The sequence below is a fragment of the Mesorhizobium norvegicum genome (genome assembly GCF_004919685.1).
In the GTDB taxonomy this organism is placed as follows: Bacteria; Pseudomonadota; Alphaproteobacteria; order Rhizobiales; family Rhizobiaceae; genus Mesorhizobium; species Mesorhizobium norvegicum.
This window is the reverse complement of record NZ_SMYZ01000119.1, coordinates 1-21,895: the sequence shown is the minus strand read 5'-3', so window position 1 is coordinate 21,895 and position 21,895 is coordinate 1. Positions and strand designations below refer to the sequence as shown.

Sequence of the window (21,895 nt, the reverse complement as noted above, 5' to 3'; positions counted from 1 at the left end):
CCGCAAGGGGGGAGATCAGCAGCTCTACCGCCGAATCTTCTCCAGCTCCGGCGATTGGCGAAAACGGAAACGAGCGAGTAATCTCCCCCCTTGCGGGGGAGATGTCCGGCAGGACAGAGGGGGGTGTGACGGAACGCCAGCCTTTCAAATCCAAGTTCAACAAAATCCCCCTCCTCGGCCGCGATATCGGCTTTGTCTTCCAGGATCCCTCCGCCAGCCTCGATCCGGTGATGACCATCGGCAAGCAAATCGCCGAAGTGGCGCGCACGCATCTCGGCCTCACCTGGTTCCAGTCCTATATCAGGGCCAAAAGCCTGCTCGAGCGCGTCCACCTGCCGGACCCGGACTCAGCCTTGCGCGCCTTCCCGCATCAGCTCTCCGGCGGTCAGAAGCAGCGTGTGGCGATCGCCGCCGCCATTGCGGCCGGTCCGAAATTGCTGATCGCCGACGAGGCGACCAGCGCGCTCGACACCATCGTGCAAGCCGAGATCGTTGCGCTGATCCAGCGACTGGTGACCGAGGACGGCATGACGCTGCTGTTCATCAGCCATGACATCGCGCTGGCAGCCGAGCTTGCCGAGCGCATCGCCGTTTTCCGTTATGGTCAGTTGGTCGAGCTTGGCACGACGGCGCAGATTGTCGGCGCCCCAGCCCAGCCCTATACGCGCGCATTGCTCGACGCCCATATCGGCCTCGACACCAGGCCATTGCTGAACCGAGCCGGGCTCCACGCATGAGCCTGCTGGCGGTGTCCAACCTGACCAAACGCTACCGTCGCGGCGACAAGACCATCGCTGCCGTCGACGATGTCTCTTTTCACATCGAGCCCGGCGAAACGCTGGCGCTGGCCGGCCCCTCCGGCAGCGGCAAGTCGACGATCGCGCGGCTGGTGCTGCGATTGATCGAGCCGGATGCCGGCCGTATCGACTTCGAGGACGACGATTTTCTGGCCTTGCGCGGCTCAGCGCTGCGAACACGCCGCGCACGCCTGCAGATGGTGTTCCAGGACCCGTTGGCCGCCTTCAACCCGCGCGCCACGGTGGCGCGTGTGCTCGACGATCCCTTGCGTATCCATGGCATCGCCTCCCGCGCAGAACGGCCGGCCCGCATCGCCGCCTTGCTGGAGCGCGTCGGGCTGACGGCTGACCTCGCCCCGCGCGCCATTCATGAAATCTCCGGTGGCCAGCGGCAGCGCGTCGCCATTGCCCGCGCCGTCGCGACGAAGCCGTCGCTGATCGTGCTCGACGAGGCGGTGTCGGCGCTCGACGTTTCCGTCCGCGGACAGATCCTCGACCTTTTGCTCGACCTGCAACGGCAGGAACGGATTGCCTATCTCTTCATTTCACATGATCTCGGCGTTATCAGGGCGATCGCCCACCGCGTCGTCCTTCTCGATGCCGGGCGGATTGCCGAGAGTGGCGATGCCTGTGCCGTCATCGACGCGCCGCAATCAGCCATAGGCAAGGCGCTGGTGGCGGCCGCACCGAGATTGAATCGGACCATACAGGACGCATCATGACCGACCCCGAAGCCAGAGCCGAGAAACTGTCGCGCGAACTCGATTCCGCCTTTCGCAACCGAGCCGATCTCTACCGCCTGTTCCTCAACGAACTGACCGGAGAGCTGGGCGCCGAAAAAGCCGAAGCGATCATGATCCGCGCCATCGAACAGCTCGGCAAGGAAGTCGCGGCAGTCGCTTTCGCCAGCTTCGGCGCCAACGACGCCCGCGCGATCGGCGAGGCCTTCCTGGCGGTCAGCCCGGATGGCGGCCTGATGTATCCGACCGATGTCGAACGCAGCGACGACCGCATCGCCTTCAAGGTGAAGCGCTGCCCGCTGAAAGATGCCTGGGTCGAGGCAGGCGTTGGGGACGAAAAACTCGCCACGCTCTGCCGCATTGCCGGCGCCTTCGACCGCGGCCTGTTCGAGGCGACCGGCGTGCGTTTCGACAATGTCACCTGGACTCCGGGCCATGGCTCCGGCTGCTGTCATATCGCGCTGACAGACCGGGATGCCCGATAGGCTCAGCCGCCGCCAAAGACGTGAAGTTCCGTTCCACCCGCTTCGATGACGGCGCGCAGCGCCGGCTGCGGCTCGCGATCGGTGACGATGTCGGAAAGCTCGCCGAGGCCGCACACGCGCTCGAGGCTGTTGCGGCCGAACTTGTCGTTGGTCACCACCAGCGCTGTCGACAGCGTTCGCGAGATCATCGCCCGCTTGACCGCCGCTGCCCCCGAGATCATGTCGCTGGGCCCATCCGCGGACAGGCTCGAGGCGCCGATGATGGCAATGTCGGCATTGTAGCGCCTGATGAATTCGACCGTATCCTCGCCGAACACGCTGGCTTCCCGGCTGTCATAGGTGCCGGGGCACAAGACAACCCGGAAAGTCGGATTGGCGCCGGCTACCGAGGCCACCCCGATGGAGTTGGTGATGACGGTCAGGTCGCGCCTCAACTGCGAGAGATTGCGCGCCACCTCGTAGGTTGTCGAGCCCCCGTCGATCATCACGATCTGGCCTTTCTTGACCAGTCCGGCCGCGCCACGCCCGATCCGGGTACGCTCCTCGACCATGGTCTGGCTGCGCTCGGCAATCACCGGCTCGGATGTCACCAGCGAGATCGTCGCGCCGCCATAGGTTCGGTTGAGCAGCCCCGCATCACCAAGCTCGATGAGGTCGCGACGGATCGTCTCGCCGGCGACGCCGAGGCGCATGGCGAGCCTGGAGATACGGATCGAGGCCGACCGGCGCACTTCCGACAGGATGAGCTCATGCCGCTCCTTCTTCGACAGCCGACTATGCTCCATGATCAATCCTCCGCGAGTCGAGGACATTAGCGATACGGGCCCCGGTGGGGAAGGAGGGGGCCAAACCCGATATGGGCTGACAAGCGTGTTCATGGCTGGTCTGATGAAGCCTTGGCGAATCGACAGACTGTCAGGAGAGCCCAATGCATGTCGTGACATTGTTGAAAGCGAATATGTTCGATGTCGAGATCGACGGCAAGCCCGCTTCGATCGCCGAGGCTTTGCCGGACTGGAACGCGCATGACCGTTTCGGCCTGGTGATCGACGACGCGCTTGGCGGCATCGGCGCGACGCATCTGCTGCAGATCGCCATCACCTCGTTCTACGACGTCAAGCCGAGCCGCCGCACCGAATTGACGGTTTATCCGGAAATCTATGCCTTCCATATCGGCAAGGGACACGGTGCCCACGCGCCCTATGATTTCTGGCCGGCCCGGCGCGAGGTCATCACCTCGCGCGATCACCGCGAGGTGCTCGACGCCATCAACGATCGCGGCATCACCCGGCTTGCCGTCCCCGATCGCCTGCCGCGAGACGTCGTGCACCGGCCGAAGGAAGTCGACGCGGCGCTCGACCGGATTGTCTCGGCATTCGTCTACAGCCCGTCGGGCCGGGTTTCGGATCCCGACCTCGTCATTTCAGGCAACGACAGGCGAACCGAATACAACCCCAACAGTGCCTTGCGGCCTCGCTATACCGACAACCGGCCGGCTTCGATTTCGACGGGGGCCAAGCCGGTCAAGGAGGTCGATCCGTCCTACCAGGAATGGCTCCGCAAGCGAGAACACGACCTGACCAGCGAGGAACGCGCCTTTGTCGAACGCCGCCGCGAGGCGCTGAGACAGGACGGCCTCGATTGAGGCTCGGCCGCCACCGCCCGTTCGATCAATAGCCGACGGTGAAGCGCTGCCTGATGTGGGCCGGCTTCTCGATCTCGTCGACCATGACGATGGCGTAGTCCTCGAAGGAAATGCTGCTGCCCTTGTCCGAGGCGAGAAGCGTGTCCTTGCCGAGGCGGAATTTTCCGGTGCGCTCGCCTGGGACGAACATGGCGGATGGCGACAGGAACGTCCAATCGAGGTCGCCGACCGTCTTCAATCTGTCCAGGAAGTCGGCGCCCTTCTGCGCTTCGGCCTTGTAGATCGCCGGGAATTCAGGCGTGTCGACCAGCCGCTTGCCGGGCGCGACTTCGAGACTGCCGGCGCCGCCGACGACGAGATAGCGCTTCACGCCGGAGGCCCGCACCGCGGCGATCAGCGTATCGGCATCGCTGTCCAGAAAATGCACAGCGCTGATCACCACATCATGGCCGCGGATCAGGTCGGCCAGACCCTTCTCGTCGAAGAGATCGCCCTTCCTGGCCGTCACGCCCGGGAGTGCGGCGATCTTTTCCGGGTTGCGCGCAATGCCGGTGACTGTATGGCCGCGATCGGAGAGTTCCCTGAGAAGGCGTGAGCCGACTGCGCCGGATGCACCAATGAGAGCGACTTTTGCCATGTCTATGTCCTTATTCCTTGTTGGAGGTTTTCTGGAGGATGGGATCACGCCGCCGCGATATGGGCGACGAGATTGTCGAAGCTGCCGAACAGCGCGTTCGAACCGATCAGCCGGGGCGCATCGTTGCGGATGACCGCCAGCGAAGGCACGCCATCGGCATGCAGGCGCTGGAACAGCGCACGGCCGCGGCCGACCAGCTCGCGGTGGGCCGTCAGCAATGTTTCGGTCGGCGCCTTAAGCATCTCGGCGGCGTCTGCCATGCCGGCGGCGGCAAGCACCTCGGCCACACCGCTGGTCGTCACGACATCGCTGCCGTCGACATAGCGCGCCCGCTGGATCGTCTTCAGCGCGGCAAGCCGGCGGCTGGGATCTTCCAGGCCGGCGGCGCTGATGCCGAGCGTGGCGGCATACGAGTCGAGAAGGGTTCCGCGGACATCGAGGACATTGTGCCGGTAGGCCGGCGTGAACACTTGTCCGGTCAGGCGTTCGATGCGCTGATCGTTCGCCCAGGCGTGGGCGGCAAAACCTTCATCCATCGGACGCGCGCCGGCACCGGAGAACAGGCCGGTCGGCAGCAGGTCGACGCGCAGGCCGGCGGCCGACAGTCTGTCGAGCATCGGGGTGGCACCATAGCACCAGCCGCAAAGCGGATCGAAAAGATAGGTCACTTCTGAATTGCTCATAATCGCTGCCATCCCTGGTCCGGCTGCCGGCTTCGTCGAATGCCTTGGCTCATATGTGGCAGGCGGGGGTCTTGCGATAAATGGCACCCAATAATACAAACTGTCTGATTCAATCAGACAAAGGTTGCCGCCTTGGCTGAACTTCTGAACCTCAATCGGCTCGCCTACTTCACCACAGTGATGGAAACCGGCTCGTTCACCGCGGCGGCAGACCGGCTCGGCGTCGCCAAGGCTGTGGTCAGCCATCAGATCGGCAAGCTCGAGGAAGAACTGGGCGCAACGCTGCTGCAACGCACGACGCGGCGTGTCACGCCGACCGAAGAGGGTCGCCTCTTCTATGACCGCGCGATGATCATCCTGCGGGAAGCGGAGGCGGCCTATGGCGAAATCTCGCGCGGAGCCGTCGAACCGAGCGGAACGCTGAGGCTGACCGCGCCGCTCGACTACGGCACCAAGATGGTGGCCCCGGTCATGGCGGCCTATCTCAGAACCTATCCGCATATGCGCGTCGAGGCGATCTTCGACGACGCGGTCAGCAACCTGGTGGATGAGCAGATCGATCTCGGCATCCGTGTCGGCTGGCTCACCGATTCCTCAAACCAGGCGCGGCGCCTGGGTACGATCCGGCAAACCGTGGTGGCGAGCCCTGGCTTCGCGGCAAATCTACCGCACGACGTGACGCCGCGCCAGGCAAGATCGCTGGCCTGGGTCGGCAACGCCCAGCTGCGCGGCATCGGCCAATGGCTGTTTTCCAGGGATGGCGAAACGGTGCTGACCGAACTCAATCCGGTCGTCATGTGCGACAAGAGCCCCGCCGCCCTGGCTTGCGTACTCGCCGGTATCGGGCTGGGCGTGTTTCCGGATTACAGCGTCAGCGACGATATCGCCGAGGGGCGGCTGGTGCCGGTGTTTGCCGGCTGGAGCTTGCCTACAGGCGGCATCCACGCCGTCTTTCCACCGGCCCGGTTCCGGCCAGCCAAGGTGCGCGCCTTCGTCGATCTCCTGGCGGCGGCCGAGAGAAAGCGACCACGCGGCGTCGCCATGGCGTGAGGCCTTCAGCGCGCCTCTTGCAGGATCATCTCGGCTGCCTTCTCCGCGATCATGACGACCGGCGAGTTGGTGTTGCCTGAAACGATTGTCGGCATGATCGAGGCATCGACCACGCGCAGCCCGGCAAGCCCGTGAACACGCAGGCCGTCGTCGACCACCGCCATCGAGTCCGACCCCATCTTGCAGGTACCGACGGGGTGGAAGATCGTCGTGCCGATATCTCCGGCCTTGCGGATGAGGTCTTCGTCACTGTCATATTGCGCGCCGGGCAGCATCTCTTCCGGCGCAAAGCGCGCCACGGCCCGGGCCTTCATCAGACTGCGGACATGGCGCAACGACGCGATGGCCACGCTGCGGTCTCCCTCGGTGGAAAGATAGTTCGGTCGGATCTTCGCCGCCTCCCGTGCATCGGATGAACCCATATGTACGGTGCCCCGACTTTCCGGACGCAGATTGCAGACCGAGACGGTGACAGCGGGAAAGCGATGCAGCGGCTCGCCCAGCCGGTCGGTGCTCAGTGGCTGCACATGATATTCGAGGTCGGGCGTTGCAAGGCGCGGATCGCTCCTGGCGAAGATGCCGAGCTGGCTTGGCGCCATCGACAGCGGCCCGCTGCGCTTGAGCGCGTATTCCAGCCCCATCGACGCACGGCTGACCAGATTGTGGTAGCGCTGGTTGAGCGTCGCGGCATTGGCGACCTTGAAAACGGTGCGGATCTGCAGATGGTCCTGCAGGTTTTCACCGACGCCCGGCAAGGCGTGACGGACATCCACGCCGACGCTCGAAAGCAGGTCGGGGCGGCCGACGCCGGAGAGTTCGAGGATCTTCGGCGAGTTGATGGCGCCGGCTGCAAGGATCGTCTGTCCAGCGCGGACCTGATGCAGGCGGTCGCCTTGGCGGAAGACGAGTCCGGTGACGCGCCGGCCGTCGAATTCGAGCCGCTCGGTCTCCGCGCCGAGCACCACGCGCAGGTTCTTGCGCGTGGCAATGCCGCGCAAAAACGCCTTCGATGTGTTCCAGCGCACGCCTTTCCGCTGGTTGACCTCGAAATAGCCCGAGCCCTCATTGGTGCCGGTATTGAAGTCCTCGGTGCGGGGAATGCCGAGTTCCTCGGCAGCGTCCCGGAAGGCGTCCAGGATCGGCCATGACAGCCGTTGCCGTTCGACCCGCCACTCGCCGCCGCTCCCGTGCATGGCGCTCTTGCCGCCGTGATAATCTTCCGATTTGAGGAAATAGGGCAGGACATCGTCCCAGCCCCAGCCGGCATTGCCGGCCTGGCGCCAGCCATCATAGTCGGCTGCCTGGCCGCGCATGTAGATCATGCCGTTGATCGATGAACAGCCGCCAAGCACCTTGCCGCGCGGATAGTTGAGGCTGCGTCCGTTGAGACCGGCTTCCGGATCGGTCTTCATCATCCAGTCGGTGCGCGGATTGCCCATGCAGAAGAGGTAGCCGATCGGGATATCGACCCAGTGATAGCGGTCGCTGCCGCCGGCCTCGAGCAGCAGCACATTGTTGCGCGGATCGGCCGAAAGCCGGTTGGCGAGCACGCAGCCGGCGGAGCCGGCACCGACGATGACGTAATCGTAACTGCCGAACGGGGACGGTGAAGCTTCGGTCACGTGCGCGCCTGCTGTCCGGCGATGCGCTCCCACATCGGGGTCATCGCCTGGTTGATCTCGCCGTACAGTCGATACCGCCGTGCATATGCGTCGGCAACCGCCTCGTCAGGCACAAAGTGCCGGGCGGCCGCTGTCATGGCGGCGGCACCGGCACTGTAGTCCGCGAAGATGCCGACGCCGGTGCCCGCAGCGATTGCCGCTCCCAGGGCTCCGGTTTCGCGGCTGCGCGCCACGGTAACGGGCACGCCGAGCACATCGGCGAAGATCTGCGGCCAGACCGTGCTGCGCGAGCCGCCGCCGGACAGCACCACCTGGTCGAAATCGGCGCCCGCTTTGTGCAAGGTCTCGACATGGCGCTTGTGCTCGAAGGCGACGCCCTCGAACAGCGCACGAAGCAGATGTGCCCGGCTGTGCCAGCCGGCGATACCGTAGAAGCCGGCGCGCGCATGGCCATTCTGCTGCGAGCCGTACAGGAAGGGATGATAGATCGGGATATCGCTGTTCGGATCGACGGAAGCGACGAGTTCGCTGCACAATTCGAACGGCGACTTGCCGGCATCGCCGCCATGTTCGAGGAATTCGCGAACGATCCATTCGAGATTGGCGGCCGAGGTCGCGCTGGATTCGATCGCCAGATAGCGCTGGCGGTCGAAGGTCGACAGCATGAAGATCGACGGGTCGCGGATCGGTTCGTCGGTGATGACCTGGTTGATGCTCCAGGTTCCGGCGATGACCGAGGCGGCACCGGTTCTGGTCACGCCCGAACCGACCGCGCTGGCCACGACATCGAACAGCCCGGCTACAACGGGCGTGCCGGCGCGCAGTCCCGTCATGGCCGCCACCTCCTCGCTGACATGGCCGGCAATGTCGGCCGATTCCAGCACCGGCGGCAGCAGGTCCGCGCAATCGCCCAGCCCGTAAGCGGCAAGCAGGTCCGGCTCGTAGCGCCGATCCCGCATCTGCAGCAGGCCGCAGCCCGACATGTCGGAGGTATCGCTGCTGCGCGCGCCGGTCAGGCGGTTGACGACGAAATCCTTGCACAGGAAAACCGTGCCGATCCTGGCGAACAGCGCCGGAGAAAAGCGCTTGAGCCAGGCAAGCAGGGTTGGCGTCTGCGCCGCCCACGGCCGTTGCAAGCAGTGTGCGTAGGTGCGGTCGCCGACATTCTGTTTTGCCCATTCGGCAACGATGCCGACCGCGCGCGTGTCGAGCGACTGGATGCCGATCAGTGGTGCGCCCGCGCGATCGAGCGCGTAGAGCCCGTTGCCATGGCCGGCGCAGCCGATGGCAACGATCTCGCCGGCGTCGATGCCGGCTTCAGCGATGCATTGGCCGATGACCGAAACCGCGTTGCGCCAGAGTTCGTCGAGGTCGCGCTCGACATGTCCGGGCTTTGGCATGGACGAGCGGCCGTCGCGGGCGGCAAGCGCCAGCTCGCGTCCCGACAGGTCGAAGAGGATAGCCTTGATGACGGTGTTGCCGGCATCGAGGCCGAGGATGTAGTTTGCCATTGGCGCCTCCCGAGGCCGCAGCCTATGCCTGGTTGTACAGGTCCCAGGCCACGCCGCCATCGGCATCGTCATGAATGATCGCCATCAGCCCGCGCACGACCGCACTCGGGTTGGCATGCTGGTAGATGTTGCGGCCATAGACCATGCCAAGCGCACCCTGTGCCATCAAGGCAGCCGACTTGTCGAACACAGCACGCAAATCCTCCTTGCCGCCGCCGCGCACCAGCACCGGGCAGCGCGCGGCCTCGACGACGCGGTGGAAATCGTTGGGATCGGTGGTCGGATCGGCCTTGATGATATCGGCGCCCATCTCGCGGGCAAGCCGGGTCAAGGTGGCGATCTTTTCGGCATCGCCGTCGACCATATAACCGCCATGTTCGGCAACCGGCAGCATGGCCAGTGGCTCGATCATCAGCGGCAGGCCGTATTTCTCGCAATCGGCGCGGACCCGGGCGATGTTCTGCACGCATTGCCGGAACAGGTCCGGCTCGTCGGGCAGCATGAACAAATTGACCACGACGCAGGCCGCATCCATCTCGATGGCGCCAAGCAAGGGCTCGGCCTCGTTCTGCAGCACCGCCCACATCGCCCGGTGGCGCGTCCTGTTGTAGGGATTGCCCATGTCGATGCGCATCACCAGCGCCGGCTTGTCCTTGCCCGGCACAGACTGCAGCAGATCGGCCTGGCCGTAGTTCATCTGGATGGCGTCGGGGCCGGCCTTGACCAGCTGGGTGACGACACTGGCCATGTCTTCGAGCCCGGCAAGAAAGCTCGGCTCGTTGCAGACACCATGATCGATGGCCACGTCGAGACAGCGGCCACCGCCGAACAGCCGGTTCATGCGGACTTTCTTGTTTACGCGCATAGGGCGCTCCTTTGATGCGTCTGGAGGTCGATGCCGTGCCGGTCGGCCAGCAAGGTCAGGAAGGTCGAGCGTTCGGCGGCGGCCTCGGTGGCGCTCCAGCCTTTGTGCGCCGCCAGCATGTCGAGAACGGCGTTGATGAGGTCGAAGCTGAGGCCGCCCGAAATGGCAATGGTGGTGCGGCGCAGGAACAGGTCGGCAAGGCACTCGACCTGCTCACGCTCGATGATGTGGCGGATCTCGCTCGCCGAATAGTCCGACTGCGGCAGCATCTGCTCGCCCGCCGGGTGCGAAGCGAAATCCCTGGCCGACGTGCCGTAGCGCTGCAGAAGGGTGCGTGCGCGCTCGACCGGCAGGCCGTGCTCGGCGGCGAATGATGCGCACCAGGCCTCCGGATCGGTCGGAAAGTCGCGGCCGCCTCCGATGACCATGTCCTGCGTTCCCATGCTGCGCACGAGCCCCAGCCGCTTCAACGCCATATCGGCTGCCAGCGCTCCGAACGAACGGAAGGTGGTCCACTTACCGCCGATCATGCACAGTGTCGCCGGCAGGTGTCCGGCCGGTTCGACGAACTCGCAAAAATGATCGCGCGGTATGCGGCCCGTAAAACTGTCTTCGCTGGCGGGCAAGGGGCGCACGCCGGCGAAGCGGAACACGATCTGGTTTTCGACGACCTTGATCGAAGGAAAGACAAAGGCGAGCGACTGCAGGATGTAGCGCTGCTCGTCGTCCTCGCAACGGACCTGGTCGGGATCATCGACCCGGATGTCGGTCGAACCGATCAGCACCTTGCCGAGATAAGGAAACAGGATGCAGATGCGCCCGTCCTCGTTCTCGTAGTAGACCATGTGGCCGCCGAGCGCGTCGAAGAGTTCGCTGTTGTCGACGATCAGATGCGAGCCTTTGGTGCCGCCCATCATCCGCTGCGCCGCGGCACCGATGGCCTTGTTGGTCAGGTCGATCCAGCCACCGGTGGCGTTGATGACCAGTTGCGCCCGCATCGGCAGTTCTTCGCCCGTCAGCCTGTCGGTAATGGCAAGGCCGTCGCCGGTCGATGATATCAGTGCATAGTTCAAGGCGCGCGCGTTCTCCCCGCTTGCCGTGGCGTCCAGAAGCATCTCCAGACCGAGGCGTTCGGGCCGGCTTACCCAGGCGTCGTAGTAGGTCGCCGAATTGCGGATCGCCGGATTGATCGCCGGCCATGTCTTCAGGGTCTCGGCGCGCCCCCGGAACCTGTGCGTCGGCATCAATCGGCGTGCGGCGGTGAACAGATCGTACATGGCAAGACCTGTTTTGATGACCAGCGCGCCGCGCCGGCTGGGGCGCCGCGTCAGCCCCAAGAAACGCACCGCACCGTTGGCGAGGCCGGAAAACATATCGAAGATCGGCACCGTCGTCGGCAATGGGGCCACATAGTGCGGCGCATTCCGCAGCAGCCGGTCGCGTTCGAGCAGCGATTCGCGCACCAGTTTGAATTCGCCGTTTTCGAGGTAGCGCAGGCCGCCATGCACCATGCGTGACAGGGCAGCACTGGCGCCGCTGCAATAATCGCCCTTTTCCGCCAGCACGACATCGACGCCTTGCAAGGCCAGCTCGCGAAAGACGCTGATGCCGTTGATGCCGCCGCCGATGACGAGCACGGCAATATCCGGCCGGTCGCGCAGAGCGGCGATTGTATGGCTACGGTTCATCGGGGCTGTTGCCTTTTTTGCTCAGGCATCCATCGCGGCGAGATGCGCGGCTGCCGCGGCATCGATTGCCGCAAGCTCGCTTGCCGCAAGCGTGATCGCGCCGGCCCGCGCATTGTCGAGCGCCTGTTCGGCATTGCGTGCTCCGCACAGGGCGAAAGTGACACCCGGCTGGGCAAGCGTCCAGGCGATGACGATCTGCGCCATCGACGCCTGATGGCGTTCAGCGATCGGGGCGATGGCCTCTTTCAGCTTTGCCACCTTCTGCCGGTTGCCCATGGAGAAGCGCGGGTTGTCCTTGCGCTGGTCGTCACCGCCAAATGTGCGGCCGGGGTCGACCGTGCCGGTGAGCAGGCCCAGCGCCAGGGAGGAGTAGCTGAGGGTGGCGATGTCATGGCGGCGTGTGATCGGCAGCAGGCTGCTCTCGATCTCGCGGTCGATCATCGAATAGCGCTCCTGGATCGCATCGAGCTGGCCGGCGTCGATATAGCGGCCGAGATCTTCGGCGCTGACATTGCTGGCGCCAATAGCCCGGATCTTGCCGGCCGCCTTCAGTTTTTCCAGCACCGCCATCGTCTCGGCGATGGGGGTGGTCGGATCCTGCCAATGGGTGATGTAGAGGTCGATATGATCGGTGCCGAGACGCCGCAGGCTCTGCTCGACCTCATAGGCAATGCCGTCGGCACCGAGATAACGGTGAACCGGCTTGCCGTCCTGGTCGAAGAAATGGCCCCCTTTGCCGGAATGCCAGTTCAGCCCGCATTTGGTCGCGATCACCACCTTGTCGCGCTTGCCCTTGATGGCGGTGCCGACGATCGCCTCGCTGCGGCCAAGGCCGTAGGCCGGTGCGGTGTCGATCAGGCTGAGGCCGGCGTCGATCGAGGCTTCGATCGCCCTGATCGATTCCTGCTCGTCGGTACCGCCCCACATCCAGCCGCCAATGGCCCAGGTGCCCAGGCCTACAGCCGACGCCGATATGCCGGACTTGCCGATCTGCCGCTGGATCTGTCGAGAATTCATGCTGCCTCCTGTTCGGCCAGCTCGAGGATCTGGAGCCCGGTGGCCTCGTCCGTGACGATGGTGTCGAGATGGTTTCCGCGCATGGCGGCGAGGATCGGTGCGACCTTGCTGGGGCCGCTTGCGATGCCGATGGAGCGCGGGATGGTCGCGAACTCGTCAAGCGTCAACGAGACCAGCGAACGGTTGAGCGAGTAGTTGCAGAGCTTGCCCTGGCGATCGATGAGATGGGCGAGCAGCTCGCCTGTCGCCCCGGACTTCTCGATCGCCTGGCGATCGGCGTTCGAGGACGGATGCAGATCGTAGTAGCTGGAATCGTCGGTCAGGATGGAGCCGACACCCACCACCGCGACATCGGCCTCGCGCGCCTTGCGAAAGACGTCGGCGACGGAACTGATGCCCATCAGCATCTCGCGCTGCTGCGCGGTGTCGGCAAACAGCGGCGCATGGATCTGGTAGGCGCGCCCGCCGAGCTTGTCGGCCATCAGCGACGCGACATGGTTGACGTCAGTGTAGTGCTTGCCTTGCACCAACCCAGTGGCCGGAATGATTTCGACATCGTATCGGCGCCCGGGCTTCAGCCCGGCGACCAGCGCGCTGACACCCTTGCCGCCGGTGATCGAGATGGTGTCACCGTCCTTGATGGTGTCGAGCAGCAGGCCAGCCGCCGCCTCGCCGACCCGCTGCAGGGCGGTGTGTGGGTTGTCGGAGACCGATGGCACCACCATCGCCCGCTCGATGCCGCCCAGCGCCACCAGCCGCGCCTCCAGGTCGACCAGATGGTCGATCGGTGACTTGATCTTGATCTCGACGAGGCCGAGCTGGTGACCGCGCTTGATGAGCCGGTTGACGGTGGCGTGCGAGATGCCTAGTTCCCCGGCGATCTCGGCCTGGGTCTTGCCTTCGACATAATGCAGGACAAGCGCCTGGTGCATCTGGCGGACAGCGGCAATGTCGTCGCGTGTGTTGGGAGGGGCCATGGCCTTGTTCGGTGCCTTTGAGGTTCAGGACTTCTTGCGGTGCAGGAAGTGATCGATCGATACGGCTGCAAGCAGGATGCATCCCTTGATCATGTCCTGCCAATAGACCGAGATATCGAGCAGGATGAGCGAGCTGGTCACCACCGAGAGCAGCGCCATGCCAAGGATCGCCCCGAAGATGGTGCCCGAGCCGCCATTGAGCGAGGCGCCGCCGATGACGGCCGCGGCGATGATGTTGAGCTCCATGCCGGCGCCGAAGGTCGGCGTCGCCGCGCCGAAGCGCGCCATGTAGATGACACCGGCCAGTCCGGCGAGGGTCGAGCACAGCACCGTGACCCAGAACTTCACCTGGTTGGTCCTGATGCCCGAGAACTGCGCGGCCTTCTCGTTGGAGCCGGTGTAGAAGACTTTTCGGAAGGCCGTGGCGCGGCGCAGCAGAAAGTCGAAGATCGCCACCACCACGACGAAGATCAGGATGACATAGGGAATGTTGTTGAAGCTGCCCTGACCGATGGCCTTGAAAGCCGGCGGCAGGGTGAACAGCGACAGCGGCGTGCCCTTGGTGACCACCAGGCACATGCCGCGCACGATGACCATGGCCGCCAGCGACGTGATGAAATGATTGAGGCCTATTACCGTCACGAAGAAGCCCATCGCCGCGCCGATCAGCGCGCTGACGCCGATGCCGATCAGGCTTGCCGTCCAGGGATCGAGGCCGGCGAGGAACAGCGCCCCGGAGACCACCATCGAGAAACACACGACCGAGCCGACCGACAGGTCGATGCCGCCGACGATGAGCAGGATGGTCATGCCGACAACGACGATGCCTTCGATGGAAAAGCTCATCAGCATGGCGCGGAAATTGCCCCATGTCAGGAAGTGCGGCGAGGCAAAGCTCATGGCGATGCACAACGCCAGGATGATGACGATCAGCCCGGCCTCGCGCATCGATGCGAGCTGAGCGAAATTGATGCGCCGCACGGCACCGGCGGCCTTGATCTCGGCGTGCACGAGCGCTTCTCCTGATTGCCTAGGCGACATTGTGGGCCTGCCTTTGAGTTGAACTGTCCTGGACGCCCGAGGCGAGCATGATGATGGCTTCCTCGCCGAGCTCGCCGGCGGTGAGTTCGCCGGCGATCCTGCCTTCGCGCACCACCAGGACGCGATCGCACAGACCGATCAGCTCCGGCAGTTCCGACGAGATGACAACAACGCCGACGCCACTGCCGGCAAGCTGGCGCAGCAGCCGGTGGATCTCCACCTTGGCGCCGACATCGATGCCGCGTGTCGGCTCGTCCATGATGATGACCTTGGGATCGACGGACAGCTGCCTGGCGATGGCGACCTTCTGCTGGTTGCCGCCGCTCAGCGTCGAGACGGCGGCATCGGTGCCGGCCATGCGCACGCCGAGCCTGCCGGTCAGCTCCCGCGCCTGACGATCCTCGGCCTTGCGGTCGAGCAGGCCGAGCGGCCCGGTCAACCTTGAGAGGTCGAGCGCGGAGATGTTGGCCGCGATCGGCAGATCGAGGAACACGCCGGAGCCTTTGCGATCCTCAGAGAGATAGACCAGCCCCGCCTTGACCGCATCGCCGTAGCCGCGCAACCGCAGCTGCTTTCCGTCGAGCGCAACGGTTCCTGCCGTCATTGGCCTGAGGCCACAGACTGTTTGCGCTATCTCGCTGCGGCCGGCGCCGATCAGGCCGCCAATGCCCAGAATTTCACCGGCGCGAAGCTGAAGATCGACGTCTGCGAAGCGGCGGCCATCGCAAAGCCCCTCGACGGAGAGGAGCAGGCGCCCCGGCTCCTGCGGCGCCAGCTTGTCGGGATAGAGCTGGGTGATTTCGCGGCCGACCATCTTGCGCACGACATCGTCCGGTGAGACGGCGGCGATCGGATCGGTCGCCACATAGCGGCCATCGCGGAAGACGGTGACGCGGTCGCACAGCGAGAAGATCTCGGCCATGCGATGGCTGATATAGATCACCGAAATGCCACGGTCCCTGAGCCCGCGCACGATCGAGAACAGGCGTTGCGCTTCGCTTTCGGTCAGCGCCGCGGTCGGCTCATCGAGCATCAGCACCTTGCAGTCGAGCGTCAGCGCCTTGGCGATCTCGACGAGCTGCTGGTTGGAAATGGAAAGGTCGGCGACCCTGGTGCGCACCGGAATGGGCGCGAGCAGATCCATGACCTTCTGGGCATCGGCGTAGAGCTTCTGGAAATTCATCAACGGCGCGCGCCGGCTGTTGATCGCGGCCATATAGATGTTTTCGGCAACCGTCGCATCCTGACAGAGCGCGATCTCCTGGTGGACAAGCGCAATGCCGAGGCGTTGGGCGGCCGCGGGCGAGTGGATCGAAACACGCTCGCCATCGATCAGGATGTCGCCCTCGTCGGGCTGCAAAACACCGGCGATCATGTTCATCAGCGTCGACTTGCCGGCGCCGTTCTCGCCGCACAGCGCATGGATTTCGCCGCGCCGCAGCTCGAACTGCACATCGCTCAGCGCCTTGACCGCGCCAAACGCCTTGGACAGGCCGCGGATTTCAAGAATGGGCGCCTGGGTCACGCCATGCTCCTGCGATGCTTGTGGGGGAGGAAGGAGGCCGAAGCCTCCTTCCCGATCGGTCCGGCCTTGCCGAGGCCGGGTGGCGAGATCGAGACTATTCCTCGATGCCCTTGGTGCCGCGACGCTTGAGGTATTTGTCCCAGTAGAAGTCGTCAGCATTGTCCTTGGAGACGATGGAAAAGCCATTGTCGACGAAGGGCACGCTCATCGGGTTGAAACCCGAACGCTTGGCGTCGTTCATCGGATCGATCAGGCCGGGATGCTTGGCCATCCACAACAGCATGAAGCCCATATAGCCCTGCATGCCCTGGTTGGGATTGACCGATCCGAAGATCTCGCCGGCCTTGATCATGTCGAGGATCTTGGCATTGACGTCGGCGAGCATGACGCGGATCTTGCCGCCGCCTTCCTTGGCCGCCTGGGCGGCACCGATGGCCGAGTTGGCCTCCGGCATGAACACGGCGCCGAGATCAGGATGCGCCTGCGCCAGGCTCAGAACGGCCTGGTAGGCCTTGGTCGGATCCTGGTTCGAGGCGGCGCGGCCGACGAGCTTCATGTCAGGCCATTTGGCTTCCATGCGGGCAACGAAGGCGTTGACGCGCTTGTCGTGGTTGTCCTGGCCGGGGTTCTCCAGCACCGCATATTCGCCCTTGCCGTCCATCGCCTTGGCAACGGCGTCGGCGGCATAGGTGCCTTCGGCATTGTTGTCGGAGGTGATGTAGGAGACGCGTTTGGAATTCGGCGAGTCGGCGGCGAAGGTCACCACCGCGGTACCCTGCTCGATGGCGCGGTTGATCGGCTCGATGAACGGATCCGAGTTCATCGGATGCACCAAAATGCCGGCCGGCTTCTGCGCCAGCGCCTGGTCGAAGGTGGCGATCTGCTTGTTGACGTCGTATTCCGGCGTACCCGTATAGGCGGTCTCGCAGCCGAACTGCTGGCCGGCCTGCTTGAACATTTCATAGACCGGGAACCAGTATTCGACACCCGAGACCATGACGTTCATGACGTATTTTTCACCCGGCTCGCATTTGAACGGGTTTGGGGTTTCGGCGCGTGCCTGCATCGACCCAAAGCAGGTCGATGCAGCCGCCGCGATTGCGAGCGTGCTCAGAAATTTGCGCAAGTTTCCTCCCTTGGCCGAAGCCATCCTCAATGACCGTCGCAGGCGCTCAGCGAGCGCTGCCGTATGGATTTGATGACGCCGACCTTCCTCCGAAAGCCGACAATCGGGACATTACAGCCTGGCTTGATATTGTCAATATAATTCACATAGTGAAATATATTTCAGATCACGCTTCCGAATGTCGCGAGCGCGAGCGTCATCGAGCCATGCCGCATGGGCCTGGCTACGTCCCGCCACTTTGGCCACGGGACATCAGCGGATCGCGGCGATGAGCGCGCCCCTTATGGTGCGCAAGGCCCCGCGATCACCGGTTTTGATGCAGGATCGTCTCGGCGGCGATGAAGCCCCATGTCAAATTGGGGCCTAGCGTCGTGCCGGCTCCCACGGCGCGGGTACCGATGGGGTTGGCCATGGCAAGCCCTGCCGCGTAGAGGCCGGGGATGATCGAGCCGTCAGGTCTCAGCACCTGCGCGCGCTCGTTGGTGCGGGCGCCGCCCTTGGTGCCGAGAATCGAGCGATTGATCGTCATGCCGACATAGGGCGCTTTGTCGATCGGCTTCAGCCGGTTCTCGGGGCCATGCGCCTTGTATGCCTCCCAACCATTGTCGCCGCGTTGGAAGTCCGTATCGCGCCCCTTCGCGCAAAAGCCGTTCCAGCGCGCGATCGTCTCCTCGAGCGCCGCTGCCGGCAGCCCGAGCTTGGCGGCAAGGCCGGCGATCGTATCGGCCTTCTTGATCCATTCGCGCTCGTAGGAGGCATACCAGCGGAAAGGCAGCGACGTTTTCAGGAACCGATGATCACCAACGAGATAGCAGGGCAGATGGACAGGGGCGCCATCCGGCCCGCGCGCATCGATCGCCTCGCCGATGTTGAAGGCGTTTTCGCTGACAAAGCGCTTTCCACCGCGATCGACCACGATCGAATGCGGTTCCGCCTGGAAGGTCATCGGCAAGCCGTGCTTCTGTCCCTGGTAGCGCGTCGGCAGGCAGGGATAGACGTTCGCCTGGTCCATGCGGTCCAGCTGCGCGCCGACGGAAGCCGCGAGCTTCTGGCCGTCACCCTCATTGCCGCGCGGGCTGCCGATCCGGTCGAAGGCGCCGGGGAAATGGCGCGCGCGCATCTCGGCATCCCATTCGAAACCGCCGGTGGCGATGACGACGCCGCGACGCGCGACGATCTTCGTGCGTCGGCCCTCGCTCTCCACGTCCACGCCGGTGATGCGCGAGTCCGGGTCCTGAAGCAGGGTGACGGCGCGCGTTCCCGGCTGGAAGGTGACGCCGGCATCGAGGCAACCCTTGATGAGCCCGGTCATCAGTGCCGTGCCCTGGCCGCCGGAATTCGTCAGCCATCGCCATAGAAGCTTCGGCCAGACCTTGAACCCGGCTCGGATGGGATGGTGATAAAGATCGAGGTCGACGATTTCCTGGTAGGTGAAGCTGTGCGGCAAGGTGGAGCGGCGCAGGCTGCGCGCCAACCTGCCCAGGATACGGCGGCTGAGCGGCCTCGGCGAGAGCATGCGGCCGTAGAGCTTGCCGCCCGGCGCTTCGGCAAAGGGGTCTGGCTCGTTGATCAGGCGAAAATCGAGCGGCGTGTTGACGGAGAGGAAGCGCAGCATGTCCGGTGCGGCCTTGGCAAACGCGCCCCAGAGCGCATCTTCCTTCTGCTTCCATCCGTCGGGCGCGACGGCACGTAGATAGGCGAGCGCGTCCTCGCGGCTGTCGGCGATGCCGGCCTCGGCCGCGACATGGTTGGCGGGAATCCAGACCCCGGCACCGGACATGGCCGAGGTGCCGCCCAGCCATTCGCTCTTTTCGATGACGAGCACCTCGAGGCCGCCCTTGGCGGCCCGCAAAGCCGCCGAGCAGGCCGCGGATCCTGAACCGATCACCAGAACGTCGTATTCGCCCATCGGCATTCCCCTGCCATCATCACCACAGCACTATAGAGGCAGGAAATTTAATCTGTCTACTATTGTGTCGACACTTTTTGCGCTGTAACCTCTTTGGGTCAGCAGCGTGCCCCGCACGACCTTCGCAGCTCCTTTTCGAGAGGCAGAGCCATGGACGACACCCGCCTTCAACCCGCTCCGTCAGGCATCCATGTCTCCGATTCCGAAACGCGCGAAAGCTACTGGCAGCCGGTGCCGGCAAACGGCCATATCGACGTCGCGCTCGCGCCGCATATCGTCGGCATGGAGCACCCCTTCGCGCTGGGCACGCAATCGGTGGCGCCTGGCGGCTATGTGCGCGAACACACGCATGACCGCAACGAAGAGACGATCTACGTCATCGAAGGCCATGGCCGCGCCGTCATCGAGGGCAAGGAATATCCGCTGGAACCGGACAGCGTGGTGTTCCTGCCCAAGAATGTCCGGCACATGTTCATCAACGATGGCGAGACGCGCCTGCGCTGGATTTGGCTGATTGTGCCGAACGGGCTTGAGGACTTCTTTCGCCTGATCGGCAAGCCGCGCAAGCCGGGCGACCGCGTGCCGTCCAATTTCCCGCGCCCGGAAAACGTCCTGGAGATCGAGCGCAAGACGGTGTTCGGGGCGGACCTCACCGACAAGTTCGATCCCCTGAAACAGAATCCCTGAAGAAGTCTCGGATGGTGACGCTCGGCCTCATCGGCTTCGGCACGATCGCGCGCGAGATCGTCTCCGCTTTCCCGCAGGATTCATGTCGCTGGGTAGCGCTGATGCGCGAAGACGCTCACCCCGCACTGCCGGCAAATGTCAGCACTGTCACGCAGCTGGATGCGCTGATCGACGCGCGGCCCAAGGCGGTGGTTGAGGCGGCAAGCCAGGAGGCAGTCGCCGCTTATGTGCCCGCGCTTCTCGACGCCGGCATCCCGACCATCATCGCTTCGATCGGTGCGTTCTCCGATCCGATGCTTGCCGCCCGGCTGACCGATGCTTCGCGCAATGGCGGCGCGCGCTTGGTCCTGCCGTCAGGCGCGTTGGGCGGCCTCGACTATCTCAGGGCGATAGCGGCACTTCCCGGTGCGCGGGTGCGCTATACCTCGCGCAAACCGCCGGCAGCCTGGGAAGCCGAGCTTGCCACTCTTGGCCTGTCAGCCGAGCACGATGCGATATCCCTCTTCGAAGGCACACCCTCGCAAGCGGCAAAACTCTATCCGAAAAACCTCAACGCCGCCTTCGCCGTGGCGCTCGCCGCAGGCATCGACAAAGTAACCGTAAGCGTGGTTGCCGATCCCAGGGCTACCGGCAACACGCATGAAATCGAGGTCGAGAGCATCGCCGGCACCGCCTCCTTCCGCCTCGTCAACGCGCCCTCGCCCAGCAATCCGAAAACCTCGGCGCTCACGGCGCTCAGTCTCGTCGCGGCCCTTGGCGAGTTGCTCGACAGGGAAGGCCGCAGCTGATGCCCTTCTTCACCGCCGCCGATGGCTGCCGCATCCATTACGAGACATCAGGCAGCGCTGGCCCACGCCTCATCCTCATCCCAGGGCTCGGCGGTGACGGAAGATTCTGGGCAGGTGTGGTACGCCTGCTCGAGGCCGACCATCGCATCATCGTCACCGACCATCGCGGCGCCGGCCGCAGCGATCGACCGGAAAGCCCCTACTCCATTCCCATGATCGCCGGCGACATTGCCGGCCTGCTGGCGCAGACGGGCGGGCCTGCCCATATTGTCGGGCATTCCACCGGTGGCGCGATCGCCCAGGTGCTGGCGCTCGCCCATGCCGAACTCGGCCTGAGCTACACGATCAGTAGTTCCTGGGCGCGCGCGGACATCCGCTTTCGCACACTCTTCAGCGCCCGCGCCGAACTGCTGGAGGCCGGGATGGCCGAAACCTACCAGCGCCTCGGCCATGTGCTCTGCCACGAACCGTCCTACCTCGAGACGCATGCCGCGCAACTCGAAGCGGCCGCCGCCGCCGCCCCTCGCACCCTGGCGCCGTTGACGGTGAGCGCCGCACGCGTGCGCATGCTGCTCGACCATGACCGCCTTGCCGACCTGCCGCGCATCGACGCCCCGGTCCAGGTGATTGCGGCCACCGGTGATATTCTGACGTCGCCGATCCTTTCGGAGGCGATCGCCGCTGCAATACCGGGGGCCCGGTTTGTTTCGGTTCCCGGTGCGCATTTTCATCCCCTAGCCGACCCCGAGGGTTTTGCCGCCATCATTCGTCGTTTCATTGCCGGAGCCGACAGCCAATATCATGACCGCTGAAATCGCCCCCGCTCTCATCGATCCGCGCCTCAAGCCGGGCGCCGACCTCCTTGCCGAAGGACGCGCCATGGCGCGCGACTGGCGCCTCGGCAGCTGCCGCTTCCTCACCGAAACCGGGATGCCGTCCGAAGCCGCATGGAAACGCAAGGCAGCAGCCGAAAAGCGTGTCATGCAGCACGCCCATATCGGCTTCAGAAGCGTCGACCGCACCGTGGCGGCGATCGGCGAGGTGCATGAGCAATGCCGCAAGGCAGGCGTGACGATCGACCAGTCGAGGGTGATGCCGAAAC

General features: G+C 64.5%; 20 protein-coding genes and 2 pseudogenes. 9 read left to right on the top strand and 13 right to left on the bottom strand.

The window, feature by feature from the left end; all coding sequences use genetic code 11:
• The 3 genes from FCU66_RS36845 to FCU66_RS36835 all read left to right on the top strand — a co-directional run.
• Window positions 1-737: ATP-binding cassette domain-containing protein (locus tag FCU66_RS36845; protein WP_246094178.1), on the top strand; the 737-nt coding region annotated here is incomplete at its 5' end.
• On the top strand, window positions 734-1,519 hold the full coding sequence (locus FCU66_RS36840) for an ATP-binding cassette domain-containing protein (RefSeq protein ID WP_136618896.1): 786 nt from the start codon (window positions 734-736) through the stop codon (window positions 1,517-1,519). The genes FCU66_RS36845 and FCU66_RS36840, both read left to right, overlap by 4 nt.
• Window positions 1,516-2,022 (top strand): L-2-amino-thiazoline-4-carboxylic acid hydrolase, encoded by a 507-nt coding sequence (locus tag FCU66_RS36835; RefSeq protein ID WP_136618897.1) that lies wholly within the window; start codon window positions 1,516-1,518, stop codon window positions 2,020-2,022. The genes FCU66_RS36840 and FCU66_RS36835 overlap by 4 nt, the downstream gene beginning before the upstream one ends.
• Window positions 2,023-2,024: 2 nt before the next feature.
• On the opposite strand, the gene FCU66_RS36830 is transcribed toward FCU66_RS36835, so the two are convergent.
• Window positions 2,025-2,807, bottom strand: coding sequence for a DeoR/GlpR family DNA-binding transcription regulator (locus tag FCU66_RS36830; protein ID WP_136618898.1), 783 nt, complete (start codon window positions 2,805-2,807; stop codon window positions 2,025-2,027).
• Window positions 2,808-2,950: 143 nt separating this feature from the next.
• Between FCU66_RS36830 and FCU66_RS36825 the strand changes: the two genes are divergently transcribed.
• Window positions 2,951-3,667 carry a hypothetical protein gene (locus FCU66_RS36825; protein WP_136618899.1) on the top strand — a complete coding sequence of 239 codons (717 nt, stop codon included), beginning with the start codon at window positions 2,951-2,953 and terminating at the stop codon, window positions 3,665-3,667.
• A 25-nt stretch (window positions 3,668-3,692) separates the two neighbouring features.
• Here the strand turns inward: FCU66_RS36825 and FCU66_RS36820 are convergent, their stop codons facing one another.
• Together FCU66_RS36820 and FCU66_RS36815 are read right to left on the bottom strand one after the other, a co-directional pair.
• The gene (locus FCU66_RS36820) at window positions 3,693-4,304 is read right to left on the bottom strand and encodes an NAD(P)-dependent oxidoreductase (RefSeq protein WP_136618900.1); all 612 of its coding nucleotides are present in this window, start codon (window positions 4,302-4,304) and stop codon (window positions 3,693-3,695) included.
• Between the two features lie 44 nt (window positions 4,305-4,348).
• Window positions 4,349-4,987, bottom strand: coding sequence for a DsbA family protein (locus tag FCU66_RS36815; RefSeq protein ID WP_136618901.1), 639 nt, complete (start codon window positions 4,985-4,987; stop codon window positions 4,349-4,351).
• Between the two features lie 132 nt (window positions 4,988-5,119).
• On the opposite strand from FCU66_RS36815, the gene FCU66_RS36810 reads away from it, so the two are divergent.
• Entirely contained in the window at window positions 5,120-6,037 is a 918-nt protein-coding gene (locus FCU66_RS36810) for a LysR family transcriptional regulator (protein WP_136618902.1), read from the top strand.
• Window positions 6,038-6,042: 5 nt separating this feature from the next.
• On the opposite strand, the gene FCU66_RS36805 is transcribed toward FCU66_RS36810, so the two are convergent.
• The 10 genes from FCU66_RS36805 to FCU66_RS36760 all read right to left on the bottom strand — a co-directional run bounded on the left by FCU66_RS36805 (window position 6,043) and on the right by FCU66_RS36760 (window position 19,318).
• Window positions 6,043-7,659, bottom strand: a complete 1,617-nt coding sequence (locus FCU66_RS36805; protein ID WP_136618903.1) for a GMC family oxidoreductase — start codon at window positions 7,657-7,659, stop codon at window positions 6,043-6,045.
• On the bottom strand, window positions 7,656-9,170 hold the full coding sequence (locus FCU66_RS36800; protein ID WP_136618904.1) for an FGGY-family carbohydrate kinase: 1,515 nt from the start codon (window positions 9,168-9,170) through the stop codon (window positions 7,656-7,658). Before FCU66_RS36800 ends, FCU66_RS36805 begins: the two co-directional genes overlap by 4 nt.
• A 22-nt stretch (window positions 9,171-9,192) precedes the next feature.
• Window positions 9,193-10,035: a class I fructose-bisphosphate aldolase gene (locus tag FCU66_RS36795; RefSeq protein ID WP_136618905.1), complete on the bottom strand. Its 843-nt coding sequence runs from the start codon at window positions 10,033-10,035 to the stop codon at window positions 9,193-9,195.
• Window positions 10,026-11,723, bottom strand: a complete 1,698-nt coding sequence (locus FCU66_RS36790; protein WP_136618906.1) for a glycerol-3-phosphate dehydrogenase/oxidase — start codon at window positions 11,721-11,723, stop codon at window positions 10,026-10,028. Before FCU66_RS36790 ends, FCU66_RS36795 begins: the two co-directional genes overlap by 10 nt.
• Window positions 11,724-11,744: 21 nt before the next feature.
• The gene (locus FCU66_RS36785) at window positions 11,745-12,740 is read right to left on the bottom strand and encodes an aldo/keto reductase (protein ID WP_136618907.1); all 996 of its coding nucleotides are present in this window, start codon (window positions 12,738-12,740) and stop codon (window positions 11,745-11,747) included.
• The gene (locus FCU66_RS36780; protein WP_136618908.1) at window positions 12,737-13,717 is read right to left on the bottom strand and encodes a sugar-binding transcriptional regulator; all 981 of its coding nucleotides are present in this window, start codon (window positions 13,715-13,717) and stop codon (window positions 12,737-12,739) included. Before FCU66_RS36780 ends, FCU66_RS36785 begins: the two co-directional genes overlap by 4 nt.
• A 24-nt stretch (window positions 13,718-13,741) precedes the next feature.
• Window positions 13,742-14,728, bottom strand: coding sequence for an ABC transporter permease (locus FCU66_RS36775; protein WP_136618909.1), 987 nt, complete (start codon window positions 14,726-14,728; stop codon window positions 13,742-13,744).
• A gap of 19 nt (window positions 14,729-14,747) precedes the next feature.
• The gene (locus FCU66_RS36770; protein WP_136618910.1) at window positions 14,748-16,283 is read right to left on the bottom strand and encodes a sugar ABC transporter ATP-binding protein; all 1,536 of its coding nucleotides are present in this window, start codon (window positions 16,281-16,283) and stop codon (window positions 14,748-14,750) included.
• A gap of 94 nt (window positions 16,284-16,377) precedes the next feature.
• Window positions 16,378-17,409, bottom strand: coding sequence for a substrate-binding domain-containing protein (locus tag FCU66_RS36765; protein ID WP_136618911.1), 1,032 nt, complete (start codon window positions 17,407-17,409; stop codon window positions 16,378-16,380).
• 304 nt (window positions 17,410-17,713) lie between these two features.
• Window positions 17,714-19,318, bottom strand: a complete 1,605-nt coding sequence (locus FCU66_RS36760) for an FAD-dependent oxidoreductase (protein WP_206077137.1) — start codon at window positions 19,316-19,318, stop codon at window positions 17,714-17,716.
• A gap of 150 nt (window positions 19,319-19,468) precedes the next feature.
• On the opposite strand from FCU66_RS36760, the gene FCU66_RS36755 reads away from it, so the two are divergent.
• From FCU66_RS36755 to FCU66_RS36740, 4 genes and pseudogenes are all read left to right on the top strand, one after another.
• The gene (locus FCU66_RS36755) at window positions 19,469-20,005 is read left to right on the top strand and encodes a cupin domain-containing protein (protein WP_136618913.1); all 537 of its coding nucleotides are present in this window, start codon (window positions 19,469-19,471) and stop codon (window positions 20,003-20,005) included.
• 11 nt (window positions 20,006-20,016) lie between these two features.
• Entirely contained in the window at window positions 20,017-20,793 is a 777-nt protein-coding gene (locus tag FCU66_RS36750) for an aspartate dehydrogenase (protein ID WP_136618914.1), read from the top strand.
• Window positions 20,793-21,494 (top strand): annotated as a pseudogene (locus FCU66_RS36745) (alpha/beta fold hydrolase); the annotation flags it as partial. The gene FCU66_RS36750 and the pseudogene FCU66_RS36745, both read left to right, overlap by 1 nt.
• A gap of 100 nt (window positions 21,495-21,594) precedes the next feature.
• Window positions 21,595-21,895: pseudogene (locus tag FCU66_RS36740) on the top strand (hypothetical protein); the annotation flags it as partial.

Bases quoted from the DNA above. Each gene is read 5' to 3' on its own strand.
- FCU66_RS36840 (WP_136618896.1), top strand. From the start codon at position 734: ATGAGCCTGCTGGCGGTGTCCAACCTGACCAAACGCTACCGTCGCGGC.
- FCU66_RS36835 (WP_136618897.1), top strand. From the start codon at position 1,516: ATGACCGACCCCGAAGCCAGAGCCGAGAAACTGTCGCGCGAACTCGAT.
- FCU66_RS36830 (WP_136618898.1), bottom strand. From the start codon at position 2,807: ATGGAGCATAGTCGGCTGTCGAAGAAGGAGCGGCATGAGCTCATCCTG.
- FCU66_RS36825 (WP_136618899.1), top strand. From the start codon at position 2,951: ATGCATGTCGTGACATTGTTGAAAGCGAATATGTTCGATGTCGAGATC.
- FCU66_RS36820 (WP_136618900.1), bottom strand. From the start codon at position 4,304: ATGGCAAAAGTCGCTCTCATTGGTGCATCCGGCGCAGTCGGCTCACGC.
- FCU66_RS36815 (WP_136618901.1), bottom strand. From the start codon at position 4,987: ATGAGCAATTCAGAAGTGACCTATCTTTTCGATCCGCTTTGCGGCTGG.
- FCU66_RS36800 (WP_136618904.1), bottom strand. From the start codon at position 9,170: ATGGCAAACTACATCCTCGGCCTCGATGCCGGCAACACCGTCATCAAG.
- FCU66_RS36795 (WP_136618905.1), bottom strand. From the start codon at position 10,035: ATGCGCGTAAACAAGAAAGTCCGCATGAACCGGCTGTTCGGCGGTGGC.
- FCU66_RS36790 (WP_136618906.1), bottom strand. From the start codon at position 11,723: ATGAACCGTAGCCATACAATCGCCGCTCTGCGCGACCGGCCGGATATT.
- FCU66_RS36785 (WP_136618907.1), bottom strand. From the start codon at position 12,740: ATGAATTCTCGACAGATCCAGCGGCAGATCGGCAAGTCCGGCATATCG.
- FCU66_RS36780 (WP_136618908.1), bottom strand. From the start codon at position 13,717: ATGGCCCCTCCCAACACACGCGACGACATTGCCGCTGTCCGCCAGATG.
- FCU66_RS36760 (WP_206077137.1), bottom strand. From the start codon at position 19,318: ATGGGCGAATACGACGTTCTGGTGATCGGTTCAGGATCCGCGGCCTGC.
- FCU66_RS36755 (WP_136618913.1), top strand. From the start codon at position 19,469: ATGGACGACACCCGCCTTCAACCCGCTCCGTCAGGCATCCATGTCTCC.
- FCU66_RS36750 (WP_136618914.1), top strand. From the start codon at position 20,017: ATGGTGACGCTCGGCCTCATCGGCTTCGGCACGATCGCGCGCGAGATC.